This is a genomic window from Polaribacter sp. IC066, assembly GCF_007997085.1.
GTDB lineage: Bacteria > Bacteroidota > Bacteroidia > Flavobacteriales > Flavobacteriaceae > Polaribacter.
The window spans coordinates 1-21,225 of the sequence record NZ_VORR01000063.1 but is presented as its reverse complement, the minus strand read 5'-3'; the positions used below and the strand labels follow the sequence as shown (position 1 = coordinate 21,225).

General features: G+C 30.7%; 18 protein-coding genes. 11 read left to right on the top strand and 7 right to left on the bottom strand.

Features of this window, described 5'->3' with window-relative positions; all coding sequences use genetic code 11:
- Positions 1-333 precede the first annotated feature (333 nt).
- From ES044_RS16225 to ES044_RS16195, 7 genes are all read right to left on the bottom strand, one after another.
- Positions 334-1,038: a LytR/AlgR family response regulator transcription factor gene (locus ES044_RS16225; RefSeq protein WP_147120338.1), complete on the bottom strand. Its 705-nt coding sequence runs from the start codon at positions 1,036-1,038 to the stop codon at positions 334-336.
- A 218-nt stretch (positions 1,039-1,256) separates the two neighbouring features.
- Positions 1,257-2,303: a sensor histidine kinase gene (locus ES044_RS16220; protein ID WP_147120337.1), complete on the bottom strand. Its 1,047-nt coding sequence runs from the start codon at positions 2,301-2,303 to the stop codon at positions 1,257-1,259.
- Positions 2,303-3,442: an FIST signal transduction protein gene (locus ES044_RS16215; protein ID WP_147120336.1), complete on the bottom strand. Its 1,140-nt coding sequence runs from the start codon at positions 3,440-3,442 to the stop codon at positions 2,303-2,305. Before ES044_RS16215 ends, ES044_RS16220 begins: the two co-directional genes overlap by 1 nt.
- 241 nt (positions 3,443-3,683) lie before the next feature.
- Complete coding sequence (locus ES044_RS16210; protein ID WP_147187391.1) at positions 3,684-5,606, bottom strand: PAS domain-containing sensor histidine kinase; 1,923 nt, start codon at positions 5,604-5,606, stop codon at positions 3,684-3,686.
- Between the two features lie 35 nt (positions 5,607-5,641).
- A complete protein-coding gene (locus ES044_RS16205; protein ID WP_147120334.1) occupies positions 5,642-6,181 on the bottom strand; it encodes a heme NO-binding domain-containing protein in 540 nt (179 codons plus the stop codon).
- A gap of 1 nt (position 6,182) precedes the next feature.
- Complete coding sequence (locus ES044_RS16200) at positions 6,183-6,596, bottom strand: response regulator (RefSeq protein ID WP_147120333.1); 414 nt, start codon at positions 6,594-6,596, stop codon at positions 6,183-6,185.
- Between the two features lie 153 nt (positions 6,597-6,749).
- Positions 6,750-7,217 (bottom strand): DUF6495 family protein, encoded by a 468-nt coding sequence (locus ES044_RS16195; protein WP_147120332.1) that lies wholly within the window; start codon positions 7,215-7,217, stop codon positions 6,750-6,752.
- A 515-nt stretch (positions 7,218-7,732) separates the two neighbouring features.
- On the opposite strand from ES044_RS16195, the gene ES044_RS16190 reads away from it, so the two are divergent.
- The 11 genes from ES044_RS16190 (at position 7,733) to ES044_RS19060 (ending at position 21,037) form a co-directional block, all read left to right on the top strand.
- Positions 7,733-8,107, top strand: coding sequence for an Hpt domain-containing protein (locus ES044_RS16190; RefSeq protein ID WP_147120331.1), 375 nt, complete (start codon positions 7,733-7,735; stop codon positions 8,105-8,107).
- 15 nt (positions 8,108-8,122) lie between these two features.
- A complete protein-coding gene (locus tag ES044_RS16185; protein WP_147120330.1) occupies positions 8,123-9,679 on the top strand; it encodes an NAD(P)/FAD-dependent oxidoreductase in 1,557 nt (518 codons plus the stop codon).
- A gap of 70 nt (positions 9,680-9,749) precedes the next feature.
- A complete protein-coding gene (locus ES044_RS16180; RefSeq protein WP_147120329.1) occupies positions 9,750-10,190 on the top strand; it encodes an ATP-dependent zinc protease in 441 nt (146 codons plus the stop codon).
- Positions 10,187-11,062, top strand: coding sequence for a 30S ribosomal protein S6--L-glutamate ligase (gene rimK, locus ES044_RS16175; RefSeq protein ID WP_147120328.1), 876 nt, complete (start codon positions 10,187-10,189; stop codon positions 11,060-11,062). The genes ES044_RS16180 and rimK overlap by 4 nt, the downstream gene beginning before the upstream one ends.
- Positions 11,052-12,002 (top strand): succinylglutamate desuccinylase/aspartoacylase family protein, encoded by a 951-nt coding sequence (locus ES044_RS16170; protein WP_147120327.1) that lies wholly within the window; start codon positions 11,052-11,054, stop codon positions 12,000-12,002. The genes rimK and ES044_RS16170 overlap by 11 nt, the downstream gene beginning before the upstream one ends.
- Before the next feature lie 48 nt (positions 12,003-12,050).
- Positions 12,051-12,863, top strand: coding sequence for an FkbM family methyltransferase (locus ES044_RS16165; protein WP_147120326.1), 813 nt, complete (start codon positions 12,051-12,053; stop codon positions 12,861-12,863).
- A gap of 181 nt (positions 12,864-13,044) precedes the next feature.
- Positions 13,045-14,250 (top strand): hypothetical protein, encoded by a 1,206-nt coding sequence (locus ES044_RS16160; protein WP_147120325.1) that lies wholly within the window; start codon positions 13,045-13,047, stop codon positions 14,248-14,250.
- Between the two features lie 386 nt (positions 14,251-14,636).
- Positions 14,637-15,953, top strand: a complete 1,317-nt coding sequence (locus ES044_RS16155) for a serine hydrolase domain-containing protein (RefSeq protein ID WP_147120324.1) — start codon at positions 14,637-14,639, stop codon at positions 15,951-15,953.
- A gap of 61 nt (positions 15,954-16,014) precedes the next feature.
- Entirely contained in the window at positions 16,015-16,629 is a 615-nt protein-coding gene (locus ES044_RS16150) for a hypothetical protein (protein WP_147120323.1), read from the top strand.
- Positions 16,630-17,264: 635 nt separating this feature from the next.
- Positions 17,265-20,411, top strand: a complete 3,147-nt coding sequence (locus tag ES044_RS16145) for a VPS10 domain-containing protein (RefSeq protein WP_223269243.1) — start codon at positions 17,265-17,267, stop codon at positions 20,409-20,411.
- Between the two features lie 437 nt (positions 20,412-20,848).
- Positions 20,849-21,037, top strand: coding sequence for a hypothetical protein (locus ES044_RS19060; RefSeq protein ID WP_147187390.1), 189 nt, complete (start codon positions 20,849-20,851; stop codon positions 21,035-21,037).
- The last annotated feature ends 188 nt before the right edge of the window (positions 21,038-21,225 follow it).

Genomic DNA, 21,225 nt, shown 5'->3' with positions numbered 1-21,225 from the left:
CTAAAAATCAAACATGTAATTGTTACCTAGTAACTAACAAATGTTAACAAGAACGTTCTTTTTCCTAAAAGCAAGGATAGAATTGTTAATAACTAGCTCTTTTTTGAAATCTAGGCTGAATAGTTACAAATAGTTAAAGAACTTCAGTAATTTTGCTCACTTTAAAATGTAAGATCATTTAACTGGATAAATTTTTATAAAAAATATTGAGCATAATTTAAAATAAGATTTCATAGTGCTTTATATCGAAAATAAAATTTAATTATTTCAAATTAATGGCGATGTATAAAGCACTTTAAATAAATTAAGCTACTATTAATTGGCGTTTAAAACTTATAGTAAATTTAAACGTTTCATTAACTCGGGTCTTTTTGATCTGCTTACAGGAACAACATCTTTCTTAATTAAAACACTGTTATCTTCTATATCTATTATTTTTTTGACATTAATAATATAAGAACGATGCACTTTTAGAAACAAAGAATCTGGTAATTTTTCTTCAATCTTTTTTAAAGTTGAATGCACTACGTAATTTTTGTCTTCCGTTTTAATATTAATATAATCGCCTTTTGCCTCAATTAAATAAATACTAGGTAAATCTATTTTAATTAATCTTCGATCAATATTTACATAAAAATCATTTTTAACCTTCTTCTCTTTATTTGTAATGACCGTATTTTCTATAATTTGAGATTTTTTTACTTTTTCAATTGCTTTCTCAAAACGAGGTAACTCTAGAGGTTTTAATAAATAATCTACAATAAAATCGTATTTAAAGGCTTCTATAGCAAATTTAGGATCTGAAGTTGTAAAAATTATTTTTGGTGGATTTTTTAGAGTCTTTATAAAATCTAGACCATTAAAATTGGGCATATGAATATCTAAAAAAATTAAATCGATTTCATTTTCATTTAAATACTTTATTGCTTCGATTGCTCCAGAAAACTCTGCGCTTATTTGTAATGATTCAATTTTATTACAGAGAGTTCTTAAAATAACTCTAGCCATTTTTTCATCATCAATAATTATACAATTCATGAGGGGAACATTAGAGAGTTAAAGTTCTATTATATAGCTGACTTTTTTACTTAAATCTTACTTTTTACTTCTCTAAAAATATTTTTTGTAAGACTGTTTTAAATAATTACGAACGGCATAAATATTTAAGAGCACTAATATAGCTAAATTATAATTAACTTAGATGTAATTAATTACAAAAGGTTTTTTCTGTTGAATGAGGTCAAGTTTATAAAGCCTTATTTTTTTAACGTAAATGTAAAAACCGTTTCAACATTTGGTGTTGATTGTACCCTAATTTCGCCCTGATAGGCCTCAACAATTTTCTTTACAATAGACAAACCTATGCCGGTAGACTTATAATCGTTCTCTAATTTCTGAAAGGCAATAAAAATCTTATGAAAAAAATCATTTTCAATTCCTATTCCGTTGTCTATAACAGAAAATTTCCAAAACTTATTTTCGTCATAAAAATTAACTTCTATCTGACCGTTTTTTCCCTTGTTATTAAATTTAACAGCGTTGCTAATTAAATGATAAAAAAGCAACTCTAATCGATATAAATCTCCTTTAATAATAGGCAAATTAGTAGGCACTACGATTTTAATATCTTGCGGATTATTAATTGTTAATTTTAGCTCTTTTAAAAGTGTATTTAAGTCTACTTGAAAGCGCTTTTTTACGTCTTTGCCAATTGTTGAATATTCTAAAATACCTTTAATGAGCGTATCCATTTTCTCTACATTTTCTCGAATCAAACCCAATGTAGCTCTTCCATCTTCCCCTAAACTTTCTGAATAATCATCTGCAATCCAAGTTGTTAAAGCGTCGATGCTTTGTAATGGCGATTTTAAATCATGAGAAACCATATGTGCATACTCATTTAACTCTTGATTTTGACGTTCTAAATTTGATACTAACTTATCTTTCTGTTTGTTGATTTCAATAATTTCTTTTGTTTGATTATTAATAAAATCTACTAACTTTAAGGAATCTGTACTTTCTAAATTTTTAACGTCCGCTAAACCGTAAAATTTTAAAGTGTTAATAACATTATTTAACTTCGAAATTACTTCTTTTTGAGAATTCGTTTCTTGTTTTAGCTGCTGATTCGATTCAAAAAGCTCTTTAGAGCTTATAGAAGATGCTCTTTGCAGCATACCAAACTGACTTTGTGAGGAAGTATAAGACTTATCTACAGCTTCTAGAAAAACTTCTAAATCTGTGTTAGCTTTTAATTCTTTTGGTAAATATTTTCTTAATTGTCTTTTTAAAAGGGAGTTCATTATTCGCTAATTAAGGTAATTGCCATTGTTTGGTTGTGTAATTGGCAATTTATTTCACTATCAAAAGGAGCAATTTCTCCGTAAGAATAAAAACCACAAACCGTAGCTTCTTTGCCAATTACTTCTATAACTTCTTCTATTTCTTCTTCTACTCTTTGGTCTAAAACTAACTTTCTACCAATACAACTTATTAAAATGGCTAATTCTGGTTTGTTTTTTCTGGGTTCTAAAGCTTGTACTGCACCAATTTCTGCGGCACTTACAATACTGTCTACATTGGTCATCATTAATTGTACCTGAGACCCTTCTAAAATATCGCCTGCTAAAATCATCGAATTTTCATCTTCGTTGATGTTTAAAATTGTTCTAACAATCGATTTTTTCTTATCCGAAGCGTTTACTTTTAATGGATAAAGTAATGCCGTTGAAGGTAAATATTTAGCCTTATCGCCTAAATACTTTTTGTATAAATCTAAAGCAGGTTTATGATCTAATTCATATAAAATATTAGAATCAGATTTTGTTACAATCCTTTCAGGCCCAAAAGGAGTCCATCCTCCATTTGTAGCAAATGAAACTTCTAATGTATCGCCATACAAACCAACAGCAACAATTTCACCTTCTTTCGGGCGCTCATTATAAGAAGATAAAGTGGTGTCGAACCTTGCAGCGTCACCACATAAACCGCCCGTAATTAAGATATTATTTTCTGTTGCTGAATTCATTCCTAGAGCAAGCTGACTTCCGTTTACAAAACTACCATCAGAAACCACAAAAACATATTTTAAACCTTCTTTAGGTAATTGTTCTATTAACTCCTTGCCTGTTTTTAGACTATCTATTTTAAATTCAGAATTTAAAACATTAGCTGTTGTAATACAAAAATTACTTTTTTCAAATTCAATTGCTGTTATTGTTATCGATTCATCATCAACCGATTCTGAAGTAATATCTCCTGCGGTAGAGCCAAAAACAAGATGACCATCTTTAAACATCGCTCTAACATTGTCATAAATATTTTTGTCTTGTAGCATATATCTGTTGCCAAAAATTAAAACTAAAGGTTCTTTTAAGTTTTGTTTTTCTGAAACGTATTCTACACTCTTATCCCTATGTATTTTTAATTGAACTATTTTCATTATTTGCTTTTTGAGGGATGTAAAAAATTAATAATCACTATAAAAATACAAATTATTTAATAATTAATACAAGGACTAGCCTATATATTTGCTAAAAGTTTTCTTTCCAATAATTATAAATTACTTTTAAAAAATTTTAAAAGATTTGTGCTCTTTTTTAGATTTTTTTTATTTTTTTGAGCGTTTTTCTGTAAAATATTGTGTTTTTATTGTGTCTTTAAAAAAAATGAAGTGAAACCATTTAACTTTTTTTAATAGTAAAATAAAAAGTTGTTCCGACTCCTAATTCGCTATCCACCCAAATATTCCCTTCATATAAATCAACTATCTTTTTTACGATAGACAATCCAACTCCCGTAGAATCTTCTCTTTGATTTAAATACTGAAAAATTTTAAAAATTTTATCGTAATATTCCTTTTCTATTCCAATTCCGTTATCTTTTATAGAAAATTTATAATAAGATTTTTTTTCGGTGACATCTATTTCTACAATACCAGTTTCTTTATCACAAAATTTAACCGCATTACTAATTAAATTTTGAAATAATTGTTGAAACTTGGTCGCATCACCATTTAAAATTGGTAATTCTTTTAAAGTGGTTACGGTTATATTTTTAGGTATAAATATAATTTTTTTAAGATTCTTTATCGTTAAATTTAAATTTACTTTTTCATGATTTTTAACGGTTAAACCTGCACTCGAGTACTCTAAAATATCTGAAATTAATTTCTCCATTTTTTCTAGAGTAACTTCTATTAATTCTATATTCTCTAAAGTAGCTTCATCTAAATTATCATGATTATTAGCTTTAATCCAAGATAAAAGTGCGTCTATACTTCTTAACGGCGATTTTAAATCATGAGATACAATATGCGCATATTCTTGTAATTCGTGATTTCTGTTTTCTAACTCTTTTAATATAATCTCTTTTTGTTTTTCTAGTGATTTAAATTCGGTAATATCTAAATGAATACCAATAGAACCAATTACTTTGCCTGCAAAATCATAATTTGATGCACCACTAACTAACCACTGTCTTTCTTTACCTTGTTTATTCTTTACTTTTATTTCATAAGAGTTTGATGTACCCGCTAAACGCTTTGTGGTTTCTCTTTGAATAATTGGGGCATCTTCATCTAAAAAAACCTGACTCCCTCTTTTTCCTAATAATTCTGATTCTTTATAACCAGACATTTCAGAAAAACTTTGATTAATCATTAAAATTTCGTCGTTATTACTTACTTCTATTAATCCAAGATTCATGTTCGCTATAATATTGCTATACTTTTGTTTTTGCGCTTCTAAACTTTCGTCAAATTGTCTTTTTATGGTAATATCCTTGTATCTCCAGAGATGCCCGATATACTTTTTTTCATTTAAAATTGGTATAAAATCTCTTTTTAAAATTGTACCGTCTTTTAAAGTGATTAGATCTCCTAAAACCTTTTCTTTTTTTGTTATAATCTCTGCAATTCTATGAACAAATTTTTCTGGCTGCTGGCATAAATGCTTGCTCTCATTTGCTTCGTTTGAGCAATCATGACCTTTAAGAAGTTCTGGAGGGGCTGAAATATGAAAGAGTTCACAAAATTTAGCATTGGTAACTACTATTTTTCTCTGTTCATCTTCTATTAAAATACCACTTTCTAAATGAGTAATCATTGAAGAAATTCTACTTTCAGATTCTATAAGATTTTCTTCTAAAAGTTTCTCTTTAGTAATATCTCTGATAATTCCTTGAGCAGCAATAGGTGTTTTCTCTTGATTGTAAATTAAATTAGCGTTAATTTGAACCCATTTTACTTTTTTAGACTTCAAAGAAATCCTTATTATTAATGCTTTTAAAAAACCGTTTTTTTGTAAATCTAAAAAAGAGTCGCTAGCATATTGCCTATCTTCTTCATGAATTAAGCGATCAACATTTATTGGATTATTTTTGTTATCGTACTCAAAAAGCTGAATGGCTGCCTCGTTAAACTTAAGAACATTACCCCGTAAATCTATCACGAGGTAAGCGTCTATACTATTTTCTAAAACACCCTCTAATTGAGAAGATTTTTCGCTTAAAAGAATTTTTAGCTTTGTATTGGCTTTTCTTAATTCTTCTATTAAAAGATTTTCAGCTTTGTTTTGTAGTATTTTTTCAGCCAATTTTCTAGCCACTTTTTTCTTATTTAAGACAAATTGTTATAAATCTATTAATTTTTTTGAATAAAAAACCGAACCTCTGTTCCGTCTTCTTTTACTTTCTGAAGTTCTATGGTTGCGGTAGCGTTAAAATGCTCAAAAGTTTTATTCATTAACCCCAAGCCAAAGTGATGCATTGCTCTACTAGATTTATACAGCATTATTAAAGAATTTTTCTCTCTACGTTCTACTATAAATTTAGGTATCTCTGAATTTGGATATATTTTTTTCACCTCTATATGTATATGATTTTCAATAGAAGAAAGCATTTCTATAGGGTCTTTGTAGGTTGCTAATAAATCTGGGTAACTTTTTTCTATAACCGAAAAAAAATGTTCGCCATAAGTCAATAATAAATTATTTATAGAAATAGTAGTATGAGCGCTTAAATTTTGAAGTAACTGCAGCATTTCAGAGAAACTATAGGTACCAATTGCTGTGTAAACACCGCCTGACTCTAGTTGAGATTGCGAAACAATTGTATCCACCATTTCTAATCCGAATTTTTCTTCCACTAAATCTAAAAATTCGGTAAATACAATTCCTTTCATCTTATAATTTCCTTAACTCGTTTATGCTCCAATAAGCTAAAACGGTTTCAATTTTTTTAACATAATCTTCATATTTTAAAGGCTTTAAAACATAACCAGACATTCCTGTTCTGTAACATTCTAATAAATCTTTCTGATTGTTCGAGGTAGTTAAAATTATAGTAGGTATGTGTTTTAAGTCATCATTTTTCTTAATGATTTTAAGAAATTCGATGCCACTAATTTTAGGCATATTTAAATCTAAAAGAATAATATCTGGAATATTAGCTTTATTCTCTAAAAAACTTAACGCCTCTTCCCCATTTTTAGCTTCATGTATCGTATGCTTTAATTTTAATAACGAAATGGTTCTTTTCATTTTCATTATTTCAATTAAATTATCTTCTACTAATAAAACATTTAAAAACTTTTCCATATAAATTTTGGCAATTGTACGTTAATAGTATACAAAATAAGAATAAAAACAATTGAATTTTAAATATGCTTGTTAAACAGCAAAGAGCATAAGTTAAAATGCTAATAAGTGTCGATAAACCGTTTTGATAAAAAACAAAAATTAAATAAAATTCTAACCAACTAATTGACTAAAATAGTCGAAAATTTCACCTTTTGAAATAGCTCCTCCTTTTTCAATTAAATCGAAAATTTCTGTATTTCTTTCTGCATTGTAAGGTTTTGAACCTTTAAAAACGTCTACTGAATTATCCATCGGATTTTTCATCAACCATTCAAAACCATTTTGCTCTAATAAATTAATATCCCAATTTATTTTAATCGCAATTCTATGAATTTCTTTTGCATCACATTTAAACAAATTTACAGTTGTTTCCGAAAAATGTTCTACATATTTTGTCTTTTCCATTACATCATCCCAAACAACATCAGAAAACAGATTCAATTCTTCTTCCGCCACTTTAGGTTGCTCTTTTTTTATCTGATTCCACTCGGTTACATCTATTTTTTGACTTGCTAAAAACAGCGCAAACTCTTGGTGTAAACCCTCAAACTGTTCTCTAGTCAGTTGTCTATATTTCATGGGTCAAAAATACAATTTCAATCTTAAATTTAACCAAAAAAATTAAATAAAAATCGATATAATTCTGATGATAATTTAAAAATTAGTGCTTTTAAAAAGTCGGTTTTTATCTTTTCAATTTCGTTTAGTTATTGCATATTTATAAATGTATCCGCAGAAATTATCGCTAAAGCGGATTGAAATCTTAAAAAAAAAAAAGTGTAGAGATGAAAATAGTTTTCCAATAAAAAACTTAAACTTCTAAATTTTGATGTGCACATTAGCGTTTACAATTATGTAAAAACTTTCTACATTTTAAATAATTATATAAATACTTAAGATTAAAGCAAAGGATACCAATTTTATAGTCTGGCAGCACGCTATTCTAGGTTCATTATCAGATATTTACAAGATTTAAATAAAAAAATTAAACAATAAAAATTTTACGGACTATAAATAAAAACTGCATGGTGGTTTTTATTTATATTTGCACCCTTAAAGGACTTCATTTTACCAAAAAAAAACAGGCTTTAAACATGACAATTGAAACGATTTTGACCAGCAATGTAGTAGATTTAACGTCTATAAAGAGTTTTTTTGCATCAGATAAAGAAATGCTGATAGAACTAATTGGTGTATATTTAACGGATACAACACCAAGAATAAAAACGTTAGAAGAAAGTATTACAGCTGTCGATTATGAGGCGGTAAGAAGTATTTGCCATTTTTTAAAATCGTCATTTGGTTTAATGGGTGTTCGTTGTTTAGAAGAAATTACAACCCTCGAAAAGCAAGCTCAAAACAACGAAAGTGAAATAGTTATAAAAGAAATATTAAAATCTATTATTCCTATTTGTGAAGAAAGCATTATTGAGTACAAAACGATTTTAGACAAATTAAAGGCTCTTTAAAATTTAATTGATACTATGATTAAAGAAATTCAGTTGCGTGTTAACTTAATAGAAGAACGCCAAGAAAACAATCTGCTTTACAAAGCTTCTACAAAATTAGGCATTGATAAAAATGAAATTTCTGCCGTAAAAGTTATTCGTAAATCTATTGATGCTCGTAAAAAAGAGATTATTTTTAATTATAAAGTAGCTGTTTACATCAATGAACAATTGCCTGAAAAATCTGATTATACTTTTGAATATAAAGATGTGTCTAGCGCTAAAGAGGTTCATATTATTGGTTTTGGGCCTGCCGGAATGTATGCGGCTTTGCGATGTATAGAGTTAGGCTATAAACCTATTATTTTAGAACGCGGAAAAAATGTTCAAGACAGACGTAGAGATTTAAAAGCGATTAATCAAGATCAAATTGTAAATGAAGACTCTAATTATTGTTTTGGTGAAGGCGGCGCAGGTACCTACTCTGACGGAAAACTGTATACAAGAAGTTTAAAACGTGGTGATGTTCGCAGAATTTTTGAAAACCTAGTTTTTCATGGTGCCACAGAACAAATTTTAGTAGACGCACATCCACACATTGGTACGAATAAACTGCCTAAAATAATTCAGAATATTCGGGAAACTATTTTAAATTTTGGTGGTGAAATACACTTTGAAACCAAAGTAATCGATTTTGTTGTTAAAAACAACAAATTACAAGCAATTCAGTTACAAAATGGTACAGAAATGACCGTGAATGCTGTTATTTTAGCAACAGGTCATTCCGCTAGAGATGTCTATGAATTACTGCATAAAAAAAATATTGCGCTCAAAGCTAAATCTTTTGCAATGGGCGTTCGTGTAGAGCATCCGCAAGAAATCATAGATCAAATTCAATATCATTGCGCTAATGAAAGAGATGAGTTATTACCAGCTGCGGCTTATAGTTTAGTACATCAGGTAAAAAATAGAGGTGTTTATTCTTTTTGTATGTGTCCTGGCGGTTTTATAGTGCCCGCGGCTACCGCAAATGGTGAAGTGGTTGTAAACGGAATGTCGCCAAGTAGAAGAAATAATAAATTTGCAAATTCTGGCATTGTAGTAGAATTAGATATTGATAAGGATTTTAAAAAGTACGAACATTTTGGTGCTTTAAAAGGATTAGAATTTCAAAAAGATTTAGAAAAAATATCTTTTTTAGCTGGCGGAAGAAGCCAAACTGCACCAGCACAGAGATTGGTTGATTTTGTAGATGGAAAACTCTCACCAGAATTAAATGACACCTCGTATCAACCTGGATTAAATTCGGCTCCTTTACATTCACTGTTGCCAAAAATTATTGGTGGCAGATTGCGAAAAGGTTTTGCTGCTTTCGGACAAAAAATGCATGGTTATTATACCAATGAAGCTAATATTGTTGGGGTAGAATCTAGAACTTCATCACCCGTAAACATTCCAAGAAAAGAAAATTTAGAGCATACAGAAATAGAAGGTCTCTTTCCTTGTGGAGAAGGTGGTGGCTATGCAGGCGGTATTGTTTCTGCTGCAATGGACGGCGAACGTTGTGCAGAAGCTGTTATTTTAAAGTTGTAAATAAACTTTAATAACTTTTTATAGGTAAATCGATTACTATTCTTAATTTTACTTTTTTCAAAATTGAAATATGAAAATTATTATTGGTAGAACCGATAAAGCTGATTTCCCTGAATTATCTTTAGAAGAAATCGATGTCAAAATCGATTCGGGAGCATATACATCTTCAATACACTGCTCTAATATTAAAGAGTTTACAGAAAATAATGAAAGCTTAATTAAGTTTACATTATTAGATCCAGAACATTCTTTTTACAATCATAAAGAGTTTAGGTCTAAAAATTATACCTCTAAAATTGTAAAAAGTTCTAATGGTATTTCTGAAAAAAGATTTATGATTCAGACAGAAATTGTGATTTTTAACACCACATTCCCTATTCATTTCACACTGAGTGAGCGAACAGACATGAAGTTTCCTGTATTATTAGGAAGAAAATTTTTAAATAAAAAGTTTGTGATAGATACTGCAAAAAAAAATCTATCTAATAAGTTAAAACAAAATACAAAATGAGAATAGTTATTCTATCAAGAAACGCAAAATTATATTCTACAAGAAGATTGGTTGAGGCCGCTGAAAAAAGAGGACATGAAGTTTTTGTGGTAGATCATTTAAAGTGTAATATTGAAATTGAAAAGAAAGCTCCTAAAATTTACTACAAAGGAGAATATTTAGAAAATATCGATGCTATAATTCCTAGAATTGGTGCTTCTGTAACCTTTTATGGAACAGCAGTGATTCGTCAGTTTGAAATGATGAAAGTTTTTACAGCAGTTTCTTCTATTGGTTTGGTTAGATCTAGAGATAAATTAAGTAGCCTACAAATTTTAGCAAGGGCTGGTGTTGGTTTACCAAAAACAGTTTTTACAAATTATACAAAAGATGTAGAGCATGTTATAGACTCTGTTGGTGGTACTCCGCTAGTTTTAAAATTATTAGAAGGAACTCAAGGTTTAGGAGTTGTTTTAGCAGAAACACAAAATGCAGCAACCTCTGTTTTAGAAGCTTTTAATGGACTGGGTGCTAGGGTTATAGCTCAAGAATTTATTAAAGAAGCTGGCGGCGCAGATATTAGAGCTTTTGTGGTGGATGGTAAAGTGATTGGTGCCATGAAACGCCAAGGTAAAGAGGGTGAATTCCGCTCTAATTTGCACAGAGGCGGAAATGCAAATGTTATTGAACTATCTGACGAAGAAGAAAAAACAGCTTTAAAAGCTACAAAAGCAATGGGATTAGGCATTGCTGGTGTAGACATGTTACAATCATCTAAAGGACCTTTGGTTTTAGAGGTAAATTCATCTCCTGGACTAGAAGGAATAGAAGTCGCTACAGGAAAGAATATTGCAAAAGAAATTATCCGTTATTTAGAATTAAATGTTGAATAAGCCTTTTATGCTTTTAGGAAAGGAAATTCCTGAAGGAAAACGTACTGTTATCGATTTAAAAATCGCCAAATTACACACAAGAACTACGGTAAATGTTCCTGTAATTATTGAGCGCTCTACCAATCCTGGGCCTGTAGTTTTACTATTGGCAGGTATTCATGGTGATGAAACAAACGGTGTTGGTATTGTTAGAGAAATCATCGATTTAAAAATTAATAAACCTAAAACCGGAACGATCATTTGCATTCCTGTTTTTAATATTTTTGGCTATTTAATTCAGACAAGAGAATTTCCAGATGGTCGAGATTTAAACAGAATGTTTCCGGGCACTTTAAACGGTTCTTTAGCCAGTCAGTTTGCCTACCAATTCACAGAAAAAATTGCACCTTTTGTAGATTATGTAATCGATTTTCATACAGGTGGTGGCGAGCGAGACAATGTTGCACAAATAAGATGTAGCAGCGATGACGAAAAAGCAATAGAATTGGCTAAAGTTTTTAATCCGCCAATGATTGTTTTTTCAAGTAATATTACCAAGTCTTTAAGAGATACTTTGCACAAAATGGGTAAAACCGTGTTGCTTTTTGAGGGTGGTAAATCTAACGAACTCAACCCAACAATTATAAGCGAAGGTGTAAACGGAACTAAAAATGTATTAATTCGTCTAGGATTAATTGAAGGAGAAATTACCGTAAGGGCAGTGCCTGTTTTTGTGCACAAAGCAAAATGGTTAAGAGCTTCAGATTCTGGAATGTTTAAAATAATGGTTAAAAACGGAGCTTTTATAAAAAAGAGAGAAGTTTTAGGCATCATTCAAGATCCTTTTGGTGAATTTAAAAAGAAAATTTACGCGCCTTTTAATGGTCATATTTTTTGCATCAACAAAACACCTATTGTAAACAAGGGAGATGCTTTATTCCATATGAGTATCGATGAGTAAATAAATATTAATTACTTTAGCTTTTGAAGTCAAAAACTAAATATTAAAATGAAAAAAGATTCAATACATGAAGTTGCGCTTAAAAAACTTTTTAATATTGATGAAGAACTAAATTTTTTTGATATTGGAGCTTGTGAGGGCTTGAGTAGTGCAAGATATTCTTCTATGTTTCCAAAAGCAAGTGTTTATGCTTTTGAGCCAGTCCCTAAAAATTTCAAATTAGTAGTAGAGAATCAGAAAAAAAACAGTTTAAAAAAATTCTACCCTTTTCAATTAGGCTTATCATCTAAAAAAGGAAAAGCTACCTTTTATGTTTCTTCTGGTCGGCCAGAAAACAAAAATAAACCTGCTGACAATTCTAGTGATTTTGGCAATAAAAGTTCTTCACTCTATAAACCAGGAAAAACAAAAGAAGTGCATCCTTGGTTAAAATTTAAAAAAACCATTACCATCGAAACAGAAACTTTAGACAGCTTTTGTATTAATGAATCTTTAGCCACTATCGACTTTATTCACATGGATGTTCAAGGTGCTGAATTGATGGTTTTACAAGGAGCCCAAAATATGTTGCCTAAAATTAAAAGTATTTGGTTAGAAGTAGAAAGAATAGCTCTGTATGAAAAGCAAGCTTTAAAAAAAGATATTGAAGTTTTTTTAGATAAAAACGGATTTATTTGCATTATTAATAAAGTGAATTATATTGCAGGAGATCAATTTTGGGTTCGTGAAACTTATTTTAATTCGCTTCATAAGGATGTAAAAAAACAACTTATTACCATCAAGAAGAAAACTCACTTAAAATCGAACCTTTCTACCTTATTTGGGGCGCTAAAATATGGCGTGAAAAAAATAATCAAATAATACTTTATAAAAAGACTAATTATGTATTCAATTTTAAATAGCACTGATATGCTGTTTCTAGTAAGTTTGAAACTCAAAATTTATTTAATTTGAAATGTTTTTTTGTATTGTTTCTACTTTTTACCTACATTTATTAAATAAGTAAGTTAAAACTGCATCAAACAAAAAAAGTTAGTTTAGAATGTCAAAAAAGACAAAAAAAGATTCAGAAATACAGGGGCTTACCCATTTAATTATGGACGCTACCATTGGCGTTACAGATTTGGTAGAAGCAGTTCAAAAACAAATTGTGCATCCTCCTTTTTTGCCCTCTACTCCTATTCAAAAATTAATTACAAGCATTTCAAGCATTACCTATAGAAATATTAGATGGAGCACTTTATTCATTGGTAAAAGTTTGCATAAAATACTTGCGCAATTAACACCTGTAATTGGCAAAATAAAAACTTCTGATAAAAAGGAGATGATCATTTCCGCCTTAAATGGTGTTATTGGTGATTATTTAGAAGAAAAAGAGAATCCTCTTAAAATTAATATGCAATTTCGCTTTCAATCAAAAGCTTTAAAGATTGATCCTAAAAGATTAAAAGTAGCTTATCCAACTATAAACGGTAAAATTCTTTTAATGATTCATGGTTCTTGTATGAATGATATTCAATGGACTCGAAAAGAGCATAACCACGGAGAAATTTTATCCAAAGAATTAAATAAAACACCTTTTTATTTAAATTATAACAGCGGTAAGCACATTTCTACAAACGGTCAAAATTTAAATGAATCATTAGAAGAACTTCTAAAAAATTGGCCAGTACCTGTTGAAGAATTAATCATTGTAGCGCATAGCATGGGCGGTTTAATTGCCAGAAGCGCGCTATATTATGGACAAAAAGATCAAAAAAATTGGCCGAAACAACTCAAAAAAGTAATTTTTTTAGGAACTCCGCATCATGGGTCTCATGTAGAGCGGACGGGTAATTATTTAGATCTTATTCTTGAAGCGATTCCGTATACAAAACCCTTTGCAAAATTGGGTAAAATAAGAAGTGCAGGAGTAACAGACTTAAGATATGGAAACTTGGTAGACGAAGATTGGCAAAATAAAGATCGATTTGAATTAAAAAGTGATCAAAGACAGCATATTCCGCTTCCACAGCAAATTGAATTTTATGCCATAGCTGCGGTTAATAAAAAAGAGACCTCAACGAAATCTACAAAAAGTTTAGGCGATAATTTAGTGGATGTAAAAAGCGCATTAGGGCAACATAAAAACTCAAATAAAAGCTTACTTTTTAAGAAAGAAAATAGTTGGATCGCTTACGAAAACAATCATTTAGACTTATTAAGCAATCCTAAAATAGGAGCTAAATTAAAAATTTGGTTGGCTTAAGCGAGATGGCTTTATTTCGCTTACTTATTGATGAATAATTTGTTTTGCTGTTAAACTTATTTTCTTTGCCAGTGTTTACATGAATCACTTTGTATCGTTTTAAAACAAAACACAGTTTCTATACTTCTTCAGCTTCATCAAAAACTGCACAATTAATTTTACCCGTTTTCCTAATAAACTCTAAAGAAAGTAATTCATAATTCTTCTTGTGGAGCTCGATAAAAAATGAAGTTATAAAACACGATAACAAATAATATCTTCTTGTCTGTTCATACTCTAAAAATACCTCGAATTTTTTATGTAGTTTGTATTTGCTAAATTAGCAACTGAATTAACAAAACTAATTCTATACCAAGTAGTAGAATTTATTAAAAAATCAGTTAGCTATGAAAAAAACACTATTAATTCTTATCACCACATTACTAATTACAAACAGCTGTGCAGAAAAAGCTGAAAATCCAAAAAAAACAGCCCTGGAGTTGTATACAGATTCCTTGTTTCAAGTAAGCATTGATAGTTCACAGATTGCAGGAGGCGCGATTCTAGTATTTCAAAATGGCAAAACACTGATAAAAAAATCATACGGATACGCAAGTTTAGAACTTTCTGCACCAATACCTGAAGATGGTATTTTTGAAATTGGCTCTGTTACCAAGCAATTTACTGCGGCCGCTATCCTTAAATTAGTTGAAGCTAATAAACTATCTTTAGAAGACGATTTTACGAAATACTTGAAGTTCGATACAAAAGGACGTAACGTCACCATCGATAATTTACTAAACCATACTTCTGGCATTCCAAGCTATACAGCATTTGATGAATTTGAGACGTTATCAATTCAAGAACTTCCTAGAGATTCACTAGTACGATTAATAGAAACAAAAGAATTTATGTTTGAGCCAGATGAAGCCCTAATTTATAATAATTCTGCTTACTTTTTTCTTGGGTTAATTATTGAAAAAATAACAGGACAGACCTACGAAGCGTATTTAAAAGAAATGTTTTTTAGTCCTTTAGGCATGAATGCTACTTCTTATAGCTCTAACACTAAAATAACTAAAAATAAAGTTTATGGATATAATTATACTCCAGATGGCCTTCAACAAAAAGAGTATTTAAATCATATTTGGCCATATGCTGGCGGATCTCTTTCTAGCAATACAAAAGATTTACGAACTTGGATAACTGCTTTGCATCAAGGAAAAATACTTTCAGACCCCTTATATCAATCCTTAATTACTCCTGGAAAATTAAAAGATGGTTCAGATGTTCAATACGCTAAAGCGCTGGTTAATTATTCAGATTTCGGAAATCGTACAATTGGTCATGGAGGCGGTATCAATGGGTTTTTAACTGAAACTCGCTATTTTCCTGATGAAGATTTATATATCATTTGTCTTATAAATACAACAGGTCCTAAAGGTGCTGATTTCTTTGCAGATAAAATTACATGGAAACTGCTCGATAAAAAAATAACTCAAGGAATTGAATTAGATATCGACACAAAACCTCTCGAAGGAAAATACACTGGCGCTACAAGAGGTTCTTATTCATATTCTGTAGAAGTTAAATCAATTTTAAACGGTTTAACAACGCAATCGATGGGAAGCAAAAGGTTAGATACTCTAAAAACATACATTGGAGATAACACCTGTTGTAAGCAATTTGAGAAAAACTCGTTACTCAACCAAAAACATCGTTAACTCATTATGACTTTTACAGAAAAAATATATGAATTAAATTTGAGAAACTAAAGAACCAAAAATGAAATTTTCGATTACACTTACATTTATTATGCTTTCCTTTTTCTCTTTTGGTCAAGACCTGACAGAAATAAAATCGTCATTGGAAAAACTAAAGATTGACGAAAATGGTTCGTACGAATCAGATAAATGGTATTACAATCCTGAAATAGCCGATATCATAGAAATAAAAAAAGAAATCCTGAATCAAGTGCTGGCTGAATATGATTTATACAGTACTGTTTTAGAGGGGTTTTATGGATGGCACAAAAAAACTTCAAGGTGTTTGATTTTGAGAAAATCGGACAATGGAGAGTTGATTGTAATTGACCCAATATGGTATAGTGGAATAAGCACGGAATTTTTAAAAATGATTATTGGATATAAATTTAAAAGTGAGAAAGAACTTCAATTATTCACTTTTGAATTACAAGATGTAATGCTTATTGGCTCAACACACAATAAAGATTTTAAAAATACTGTTTTTAGTGAAAATAAAATCACTATTGACTTATATGATTCATATAAAGAAGAAAGAGTTTGGAGAAAAATCGAAATTGGAATTAACAAAAATACGATTGAATTTCTGACTTCAACAAATCCGATAACTAAAGAAAAACTAACAGTAAAGAAATAAAAACTGCTTACAACACCGTATATAATTTATTGCTGGCTTCTCGCCTACTTACGAAAGTCCTCTCGGACTTTCTTGGTTGGTAATTATTTACTAAATTAGTTGCTTGAAACACGCAACAAATCATATACAACAACGGTCTAATCCTAATGGCAGCACGAAAATAATGATAAAAAATAATGAGTATCGCGTTATAGCTCCGTATCTGTATTATGTTCTTAAAAAAGAAATTGAAGAATAAAAGTATCGATGGATAAACTTCTAAAAAGATTGAAATATAACAAGGCTAAAAAAAATATTCTAAAAATAAATTTAAAAATTTACATTTACGATATACAAATAGTTATCGTTTCATTAATATCTAAAATAGTTTTAAGACTAAAGCAAGCTTAATTTAGCCTTATTTCTTTTAGTTAAAGCTGTTTAATAGCTTTTATTGCAATACTTATTTAACGGTACTTTAGCTTACGATATAGATAAAACGTTAATGATATTAATTCAGAAACACATAATTTTATACACATGTAAAATAAAATACGAAACGATTCTTTATTACTGTCGGTATCTTCTTAAAAACGAATAAATAACCAACGCTATAAATCTTGCATCAATTAAAGCTTCTAAATCAAAATAATACTATGAAATCACTAAAACTACTATTTATTTGCATGCTTATGTTGCCAATAACTGGGAATGCACAAAAAAGAAAAAACAAATCTTCTAAACCCATGATACAACTAACAGACTCTTTATTTCATGGTTTAAAATGGCGTAATATTGGTCCGTTTCGAGGAGGAAGAAGTGTAACCTCTACTGGAGTAATAAGACAACCGCATACCTACTACATGGGTTCTACAGGTGGTGGAGTTTTTAAGACGCTGGATGACGGAATCACATGGAACAATATTTCTGATGGTTTTTTTAAAACAGGATCTGTTGGTGCAATTGCCGTGTCTGAAAGTGATGCAAACATTGTAGTTGTTGGCATGGGAGAACATGCCGCACGTGGCGTAATGACTTCTATGGGAGATGGCGTTTACAAATCTATGGATGCAGGAAAAACGTGGATGCATTTAGGATTAGAGAAAACACGTCATATTTCAGATGTAATTATACACCCAACAAACCCAGATATTATATACGTAACCGCGCAAGGCGCTCAATATGCTCCATCAGCAGAACGAGGTATTTACAAAACAGAAGATGGTGGGAAAACTTGGAAAAATATATTGTCGGTAAATAATACAACTGGAGCTTCGTCTTTATCAATGGATATGACCAATCCTCGAATTTTATATGCAGCCATGTGGCAACATCAAAGGTATCCTTGGTATATGGAATCTGGTGGTGCAGGTTCAGGTTTGTATAAATCTAACGATGGTGGAGATAGTTGGAAAAAAATGGAAGAAGGTTTACCAAAAGAATTTGGTAAATCGGGCATTTCTGTTTCTAGAGCAAACCCAGAGCGCGTATTTTCGGTTATCGAAGCTGAAGGTGAAAAAGGTGGAGTATATCGTTCAGATAACGCAGGGAAAACTTGGAAACAAGTAAATAACGATCGTGTAAATGTAGCAAGGTCTTGGTATTATATGGAAATTTTTGCGGATCCACAAAACGAGAATGTGGTTTATGTTTTAAATGCACCAATGATGAAATCTATCGACGGAGGCAAAAGTTTTTCTAATATTCCTGTTCCGCATGGCGATAATCATCATTTATGGATCAATCCAAATGATAACACTAATCTTATTAACTCCAATGATGGAGGCGCAAACATTTCTTTTAACGGCGGAAAAAGTTGGAGCACTCAAGAAAACCAAGCAACTGCTCAATTTTACAGAGTAATAACAGATAATTTAGTTCCTTATAATGTCTATGGTGGTCAGCAAGATAATTCTGCCATTGCAATTGCTAGTCGCACAAACGATCAAGGAATCGATTGGAAAGATTGGTATTCTGTGGCGGGAGGTGAAAGTGCTTTTATTGCTTTTGATCCTAACAATCCGGAAACAGTGTATGGCGGCACCTACCAAGGAAATATTAGTACATGGACAAAAGCATCGAGAACACAAAAATATATTAAAGAATATCCAGAATTAGGATTAAGTATTGCGCCTAAAGATGCCAAATATCGGTATAATTGGAATGCTCCTATTATAAGTTCACCGCACAACCGCGCCACTATTTATCATGCTGGTAATGTTGTTTTTAAAACAACGGATGGCGGAACAAGCTGGACGACTATAAGCCCAGATCTTACAAAAAATGAAATTGAAAAACATGGTGCAGGTGGCGGTCCTTATACCAACGAAGCGGCAGGTGGCGAAAATTTCAATACGCTTACTGCTTTAGTAGAATCAGAACATGAAGAAGGTGTTTTATATGCGGGTAGTGATGACGGTTTACTTCATATTACAAAAAATGGTGGTGAATCTTGGGAAAATATCACACCAAAAGAAATTAAAGATGGTATTATAAATAGTATTGATATTTCTCCTCATACCCCAGCAACAGCTTATGTGGTTATCATGCGATATAAATCTATGGATTTAAATTCCTATGTTTTTAAAACAAACAATTATGGGAAAAATTGGACGAAAATTGTAAATGGTTTAGAAGATCCAAACGGATTTGCAAGAGTTGTTAGAGCCGATAAAAAAAGAAAAGGATTGTTGTATGCTGGTGCCGAAAATGGATTGTTTGTTTCCAATGACGATGGTGATCACTGGCAACGTTTAAAGTTGAACTTGCCTGTTGTACCTATTAATGATTTAACCATTCAAGATAATGATCTGGTGGCTGCTACCTCTGGTCGTGGATTTTGGATTTTAGATGATTTAGGAGTGCTACAAAACATGAATGCCGATAATAAAACAGTTCAGTTATTTAAACCGAAGGCAACCTATCGCATTTTTGGCGGAACTTCTAAAGCAACAGGTCAAGGCCAAAACCCTAGTAGTGGTGTAACTTTCGATTATTATTTAGAGGCGGCAGCAGATACTTTAGATTTAAAATTAGAAATTGTACAAGATTCTAAAGTAATAAGAACGTATACGAATAAAAAACCAAAAGGTTTTAAGTCGTGGCCAGGTGGTCCTTCTAAACCACAGGTTTTACCTTCTAAAAAAGGCTATAATCGCTTTACTTGGAATTTTAATAGAGCCGATTTACCAGCAATCAATGAGGTTTTTATTTTTGGCGGACTTTCAGGTTCTAGTGTTGCTCCTGGAGATTACACATTGCGATTAACATTAGAGAAAGACATGGTTGAAACCATTGCAACGATTCTTCCAAATCCGACAGTTAACTCTAATCCTCAAGATTTTGAAGTGCAACAAGAAATGCTTGTCACTATTGAAAACATCATTAAAGACATGCATGTTGCTGTAAACCAGATGCGATCTACCAAAACACAACTCGATATGCATGCGAAACTTTTAAAGGAGGATAAAAACAACAAATCTTTAATAGAAAAAGGAGCAGCATTATCAAAGCGAATTAATCAATGGGAAGAAAATTTGATTCAAGCGAAACAAAAAACGTTTCAAGATGTTATTAACTTTAACAACAAACTAAACGCGCAACTTATTAACCTTAAAAGTTATATAGACCAAGCAGACCCTAGAGTGACCAAAGGTGCTAAAGAACGATTTAATGATTTAATGAAAGATTGGCAAGTCTATAAAAATGAGCGCGACGCTATCATAGATGAAGAAATGAATGACTATAATGCACTGTATAAATCCTTAAATATACCAGCTCTTATTATGGATGATAAAGAATAATATGAAGGTTAAATTCTAACCTTAAAGCTTAAAATTTTAGGAGAAAGGAGAAAACGACCAAACAATTAGAAGACACCTTGCTTTTTTGGAAATAGTTTCATCAAAATAAAATAGACAATTTTATTTTAAGTTATAGCTGCTTTTTAAGCAGTTAGGATCAAGTCTTGGTTCTTGGTTCTAAAAGCGAAGATTCTATCTTGAGTATTTTATCGGGCAAGAATATATTGGAATGATTAATTAAAAAATAAAATAGGAACAGTACTCTGTTTAAATTAGAACTAATAATAGTTCGCTTAAAAGTTTGTTGTTCTTTTTTTAAATAGCTGTATCTAAAAATTAGGCACTGTTTTGATCATAAAACACAATGCTTTATTATAGGTAGCGTTTTTTACCTACACAACTAAATAGCATAGAACAACGAAAATATCAAATATATTATGGATTCTATAGACAAGTATATTATTGAATCAATCAATAAAAAGAATAACGCAGCGATTGCTGATTTTGAAGGCTACTCACCAAGCGAAATGCAATTAATTTTTCACAACCCTTTCGATGCTAAAAGCGCAATATACTCAATACATTTAGGTTTTCGGGAACATAAAATTTCATGGTCTAATTATTGATATTAAATTACTGTTTTTCAGTTGTTTAAGCACTATATTTTTGTTATTTTGAGTAATATTTAGTATCTTTATATTGTTGATATTCAGATGTATGACTATAAAATTATCACAAGAAGAGAAAATTACAATTAAACAATTACACCGTAATTGTAAACAAAGAAAACATGCCGATAAACTAAAAGCTATTC

What these genes read in the sequence shown, in the direction of transcription:
- ES044_RS16180 (WP_147120329.1), top strand. Translation starts at nt 9,750, where the DNA reads ATGAAAATTATTATTGGTAGAACCGATAAAGCTGATTTCCCTGAATTA.
- ES044_RS16195 (WP_147120332.1), bottom strand. Translation starts at nt 7,217, where the DNA reads ATGAAATATAGACAACTGACTAGAGAACAGTTTGAGGGTTTACACCAA.
- ES044_RS16185 (WP_147120330.1), top strand. Translation starts at nt 8,123, where the DNA reads ATGATTAAAGAAATTCAGTTGCGTGTTAACTTAATAGAAGAACGCCAA.
- ES044_RS16170 (WP_147120327.1), top strand. Translation starts at nt 11,052, where the DNA reads ATGTTGAATAAGCCTTTTATGCTTTTAGGAAAGGAAATTCCTGAAGGA.
- ES044_RS16205 (WP_147120334.1), bottom strand. Translation starts at nt 6,181, where the DNA reads ATGAAAGGAATTGTATTTACCGAATTTTTAGATTTAGTGGAAGAAAAA.
- ES044_RS16155 (WP_147120324.1), top strand. Translation starts at nt 14,637, where the DNA reads ATGAAAAAAACACTATTAATTCTTATCACCACATTACTAATTACAAAC.
- ES044_RS16190 (WP_147120331.1), top strand. Translation starts at nt 7,733, where the DNA reads ATGACAATTGAAACGATTTTGACCAGCAATGTAGTAGATTTAACGTCT.
- ES044_RS16200 (WP_147120333.1), bottom strand. Translation starts at nt 6,596, where the DNA reads ATGGAAAAGTTTTTAAATGTTTTATTAGTAGAAGATAATTTAATTGAA.
- ES044_RS16160 (WP_147120325.1), top strand. Translation starts at nt 13,045, where the DNA reads ATGTCAAAAAAGACAAAAAAAGATTCAGAAATACAGGGGCTTACCCAT.
- ES044_RS16220 (WP_147120337.1), bottom strand. Translation starts at nt 2,303, where the DNA reads ATGAACTCCCTTTTAAAAAGACAATTAAGAAAATATTTACCAAAAGAA.
- ES044_RS16225 (WP_147120338.1), bottom strand. Translation starts at nt 1,038, where the DNA reads ATGAATTGTATAATTATTGATGATGAAAAAATGGCTAGAGTTATTTTA.
- ES044_RS16145 (WP_223269243.1), top strand. Translation starts at nt 17,265, where the DNA reads ATGAAATCACTAAAACTACTATTTATTTGCATGCTTATGTTGCCAATA.
- ES044_RS16215 (WP_147120336.1), bottom strand. Translation starts at nt 3,442, where the DNA reads ATGAAAATAGTTCAATTAAAAATACATAGGGATAAGAGTGTAGAATAC.
- ES044_RS16165 (WP_147120326.1), top strand. Translation starts at nt 12,051, where the DNA reads ATGAAAAAAGATTCAATACATGAAGTTGCGCTTAAAAAACTTTTTAAT.
- ES044_RS16150 (WP_147120323.1), top strand. Translation starts at nt 16,015, where the DNA reads ATGAAATTTTCGATTACACTTACATTTATTATGCTTTCCTTTTTCTCT.
- ES044_RS19060 (WP_147187390.1), top strand. Translation starts at nt 20,849, where the DNA reads ATGGATTCTATAGACAAGTATATTATTGAATCAATCAATAAAAAGAAT.
- rimK (WP_147120328.1), top strand. Translation starts at nt 10,187, where the DNA reads ATGAGAATAGTTATTCTATCAAGAAACGCAAAATTATATTCTACAAGA.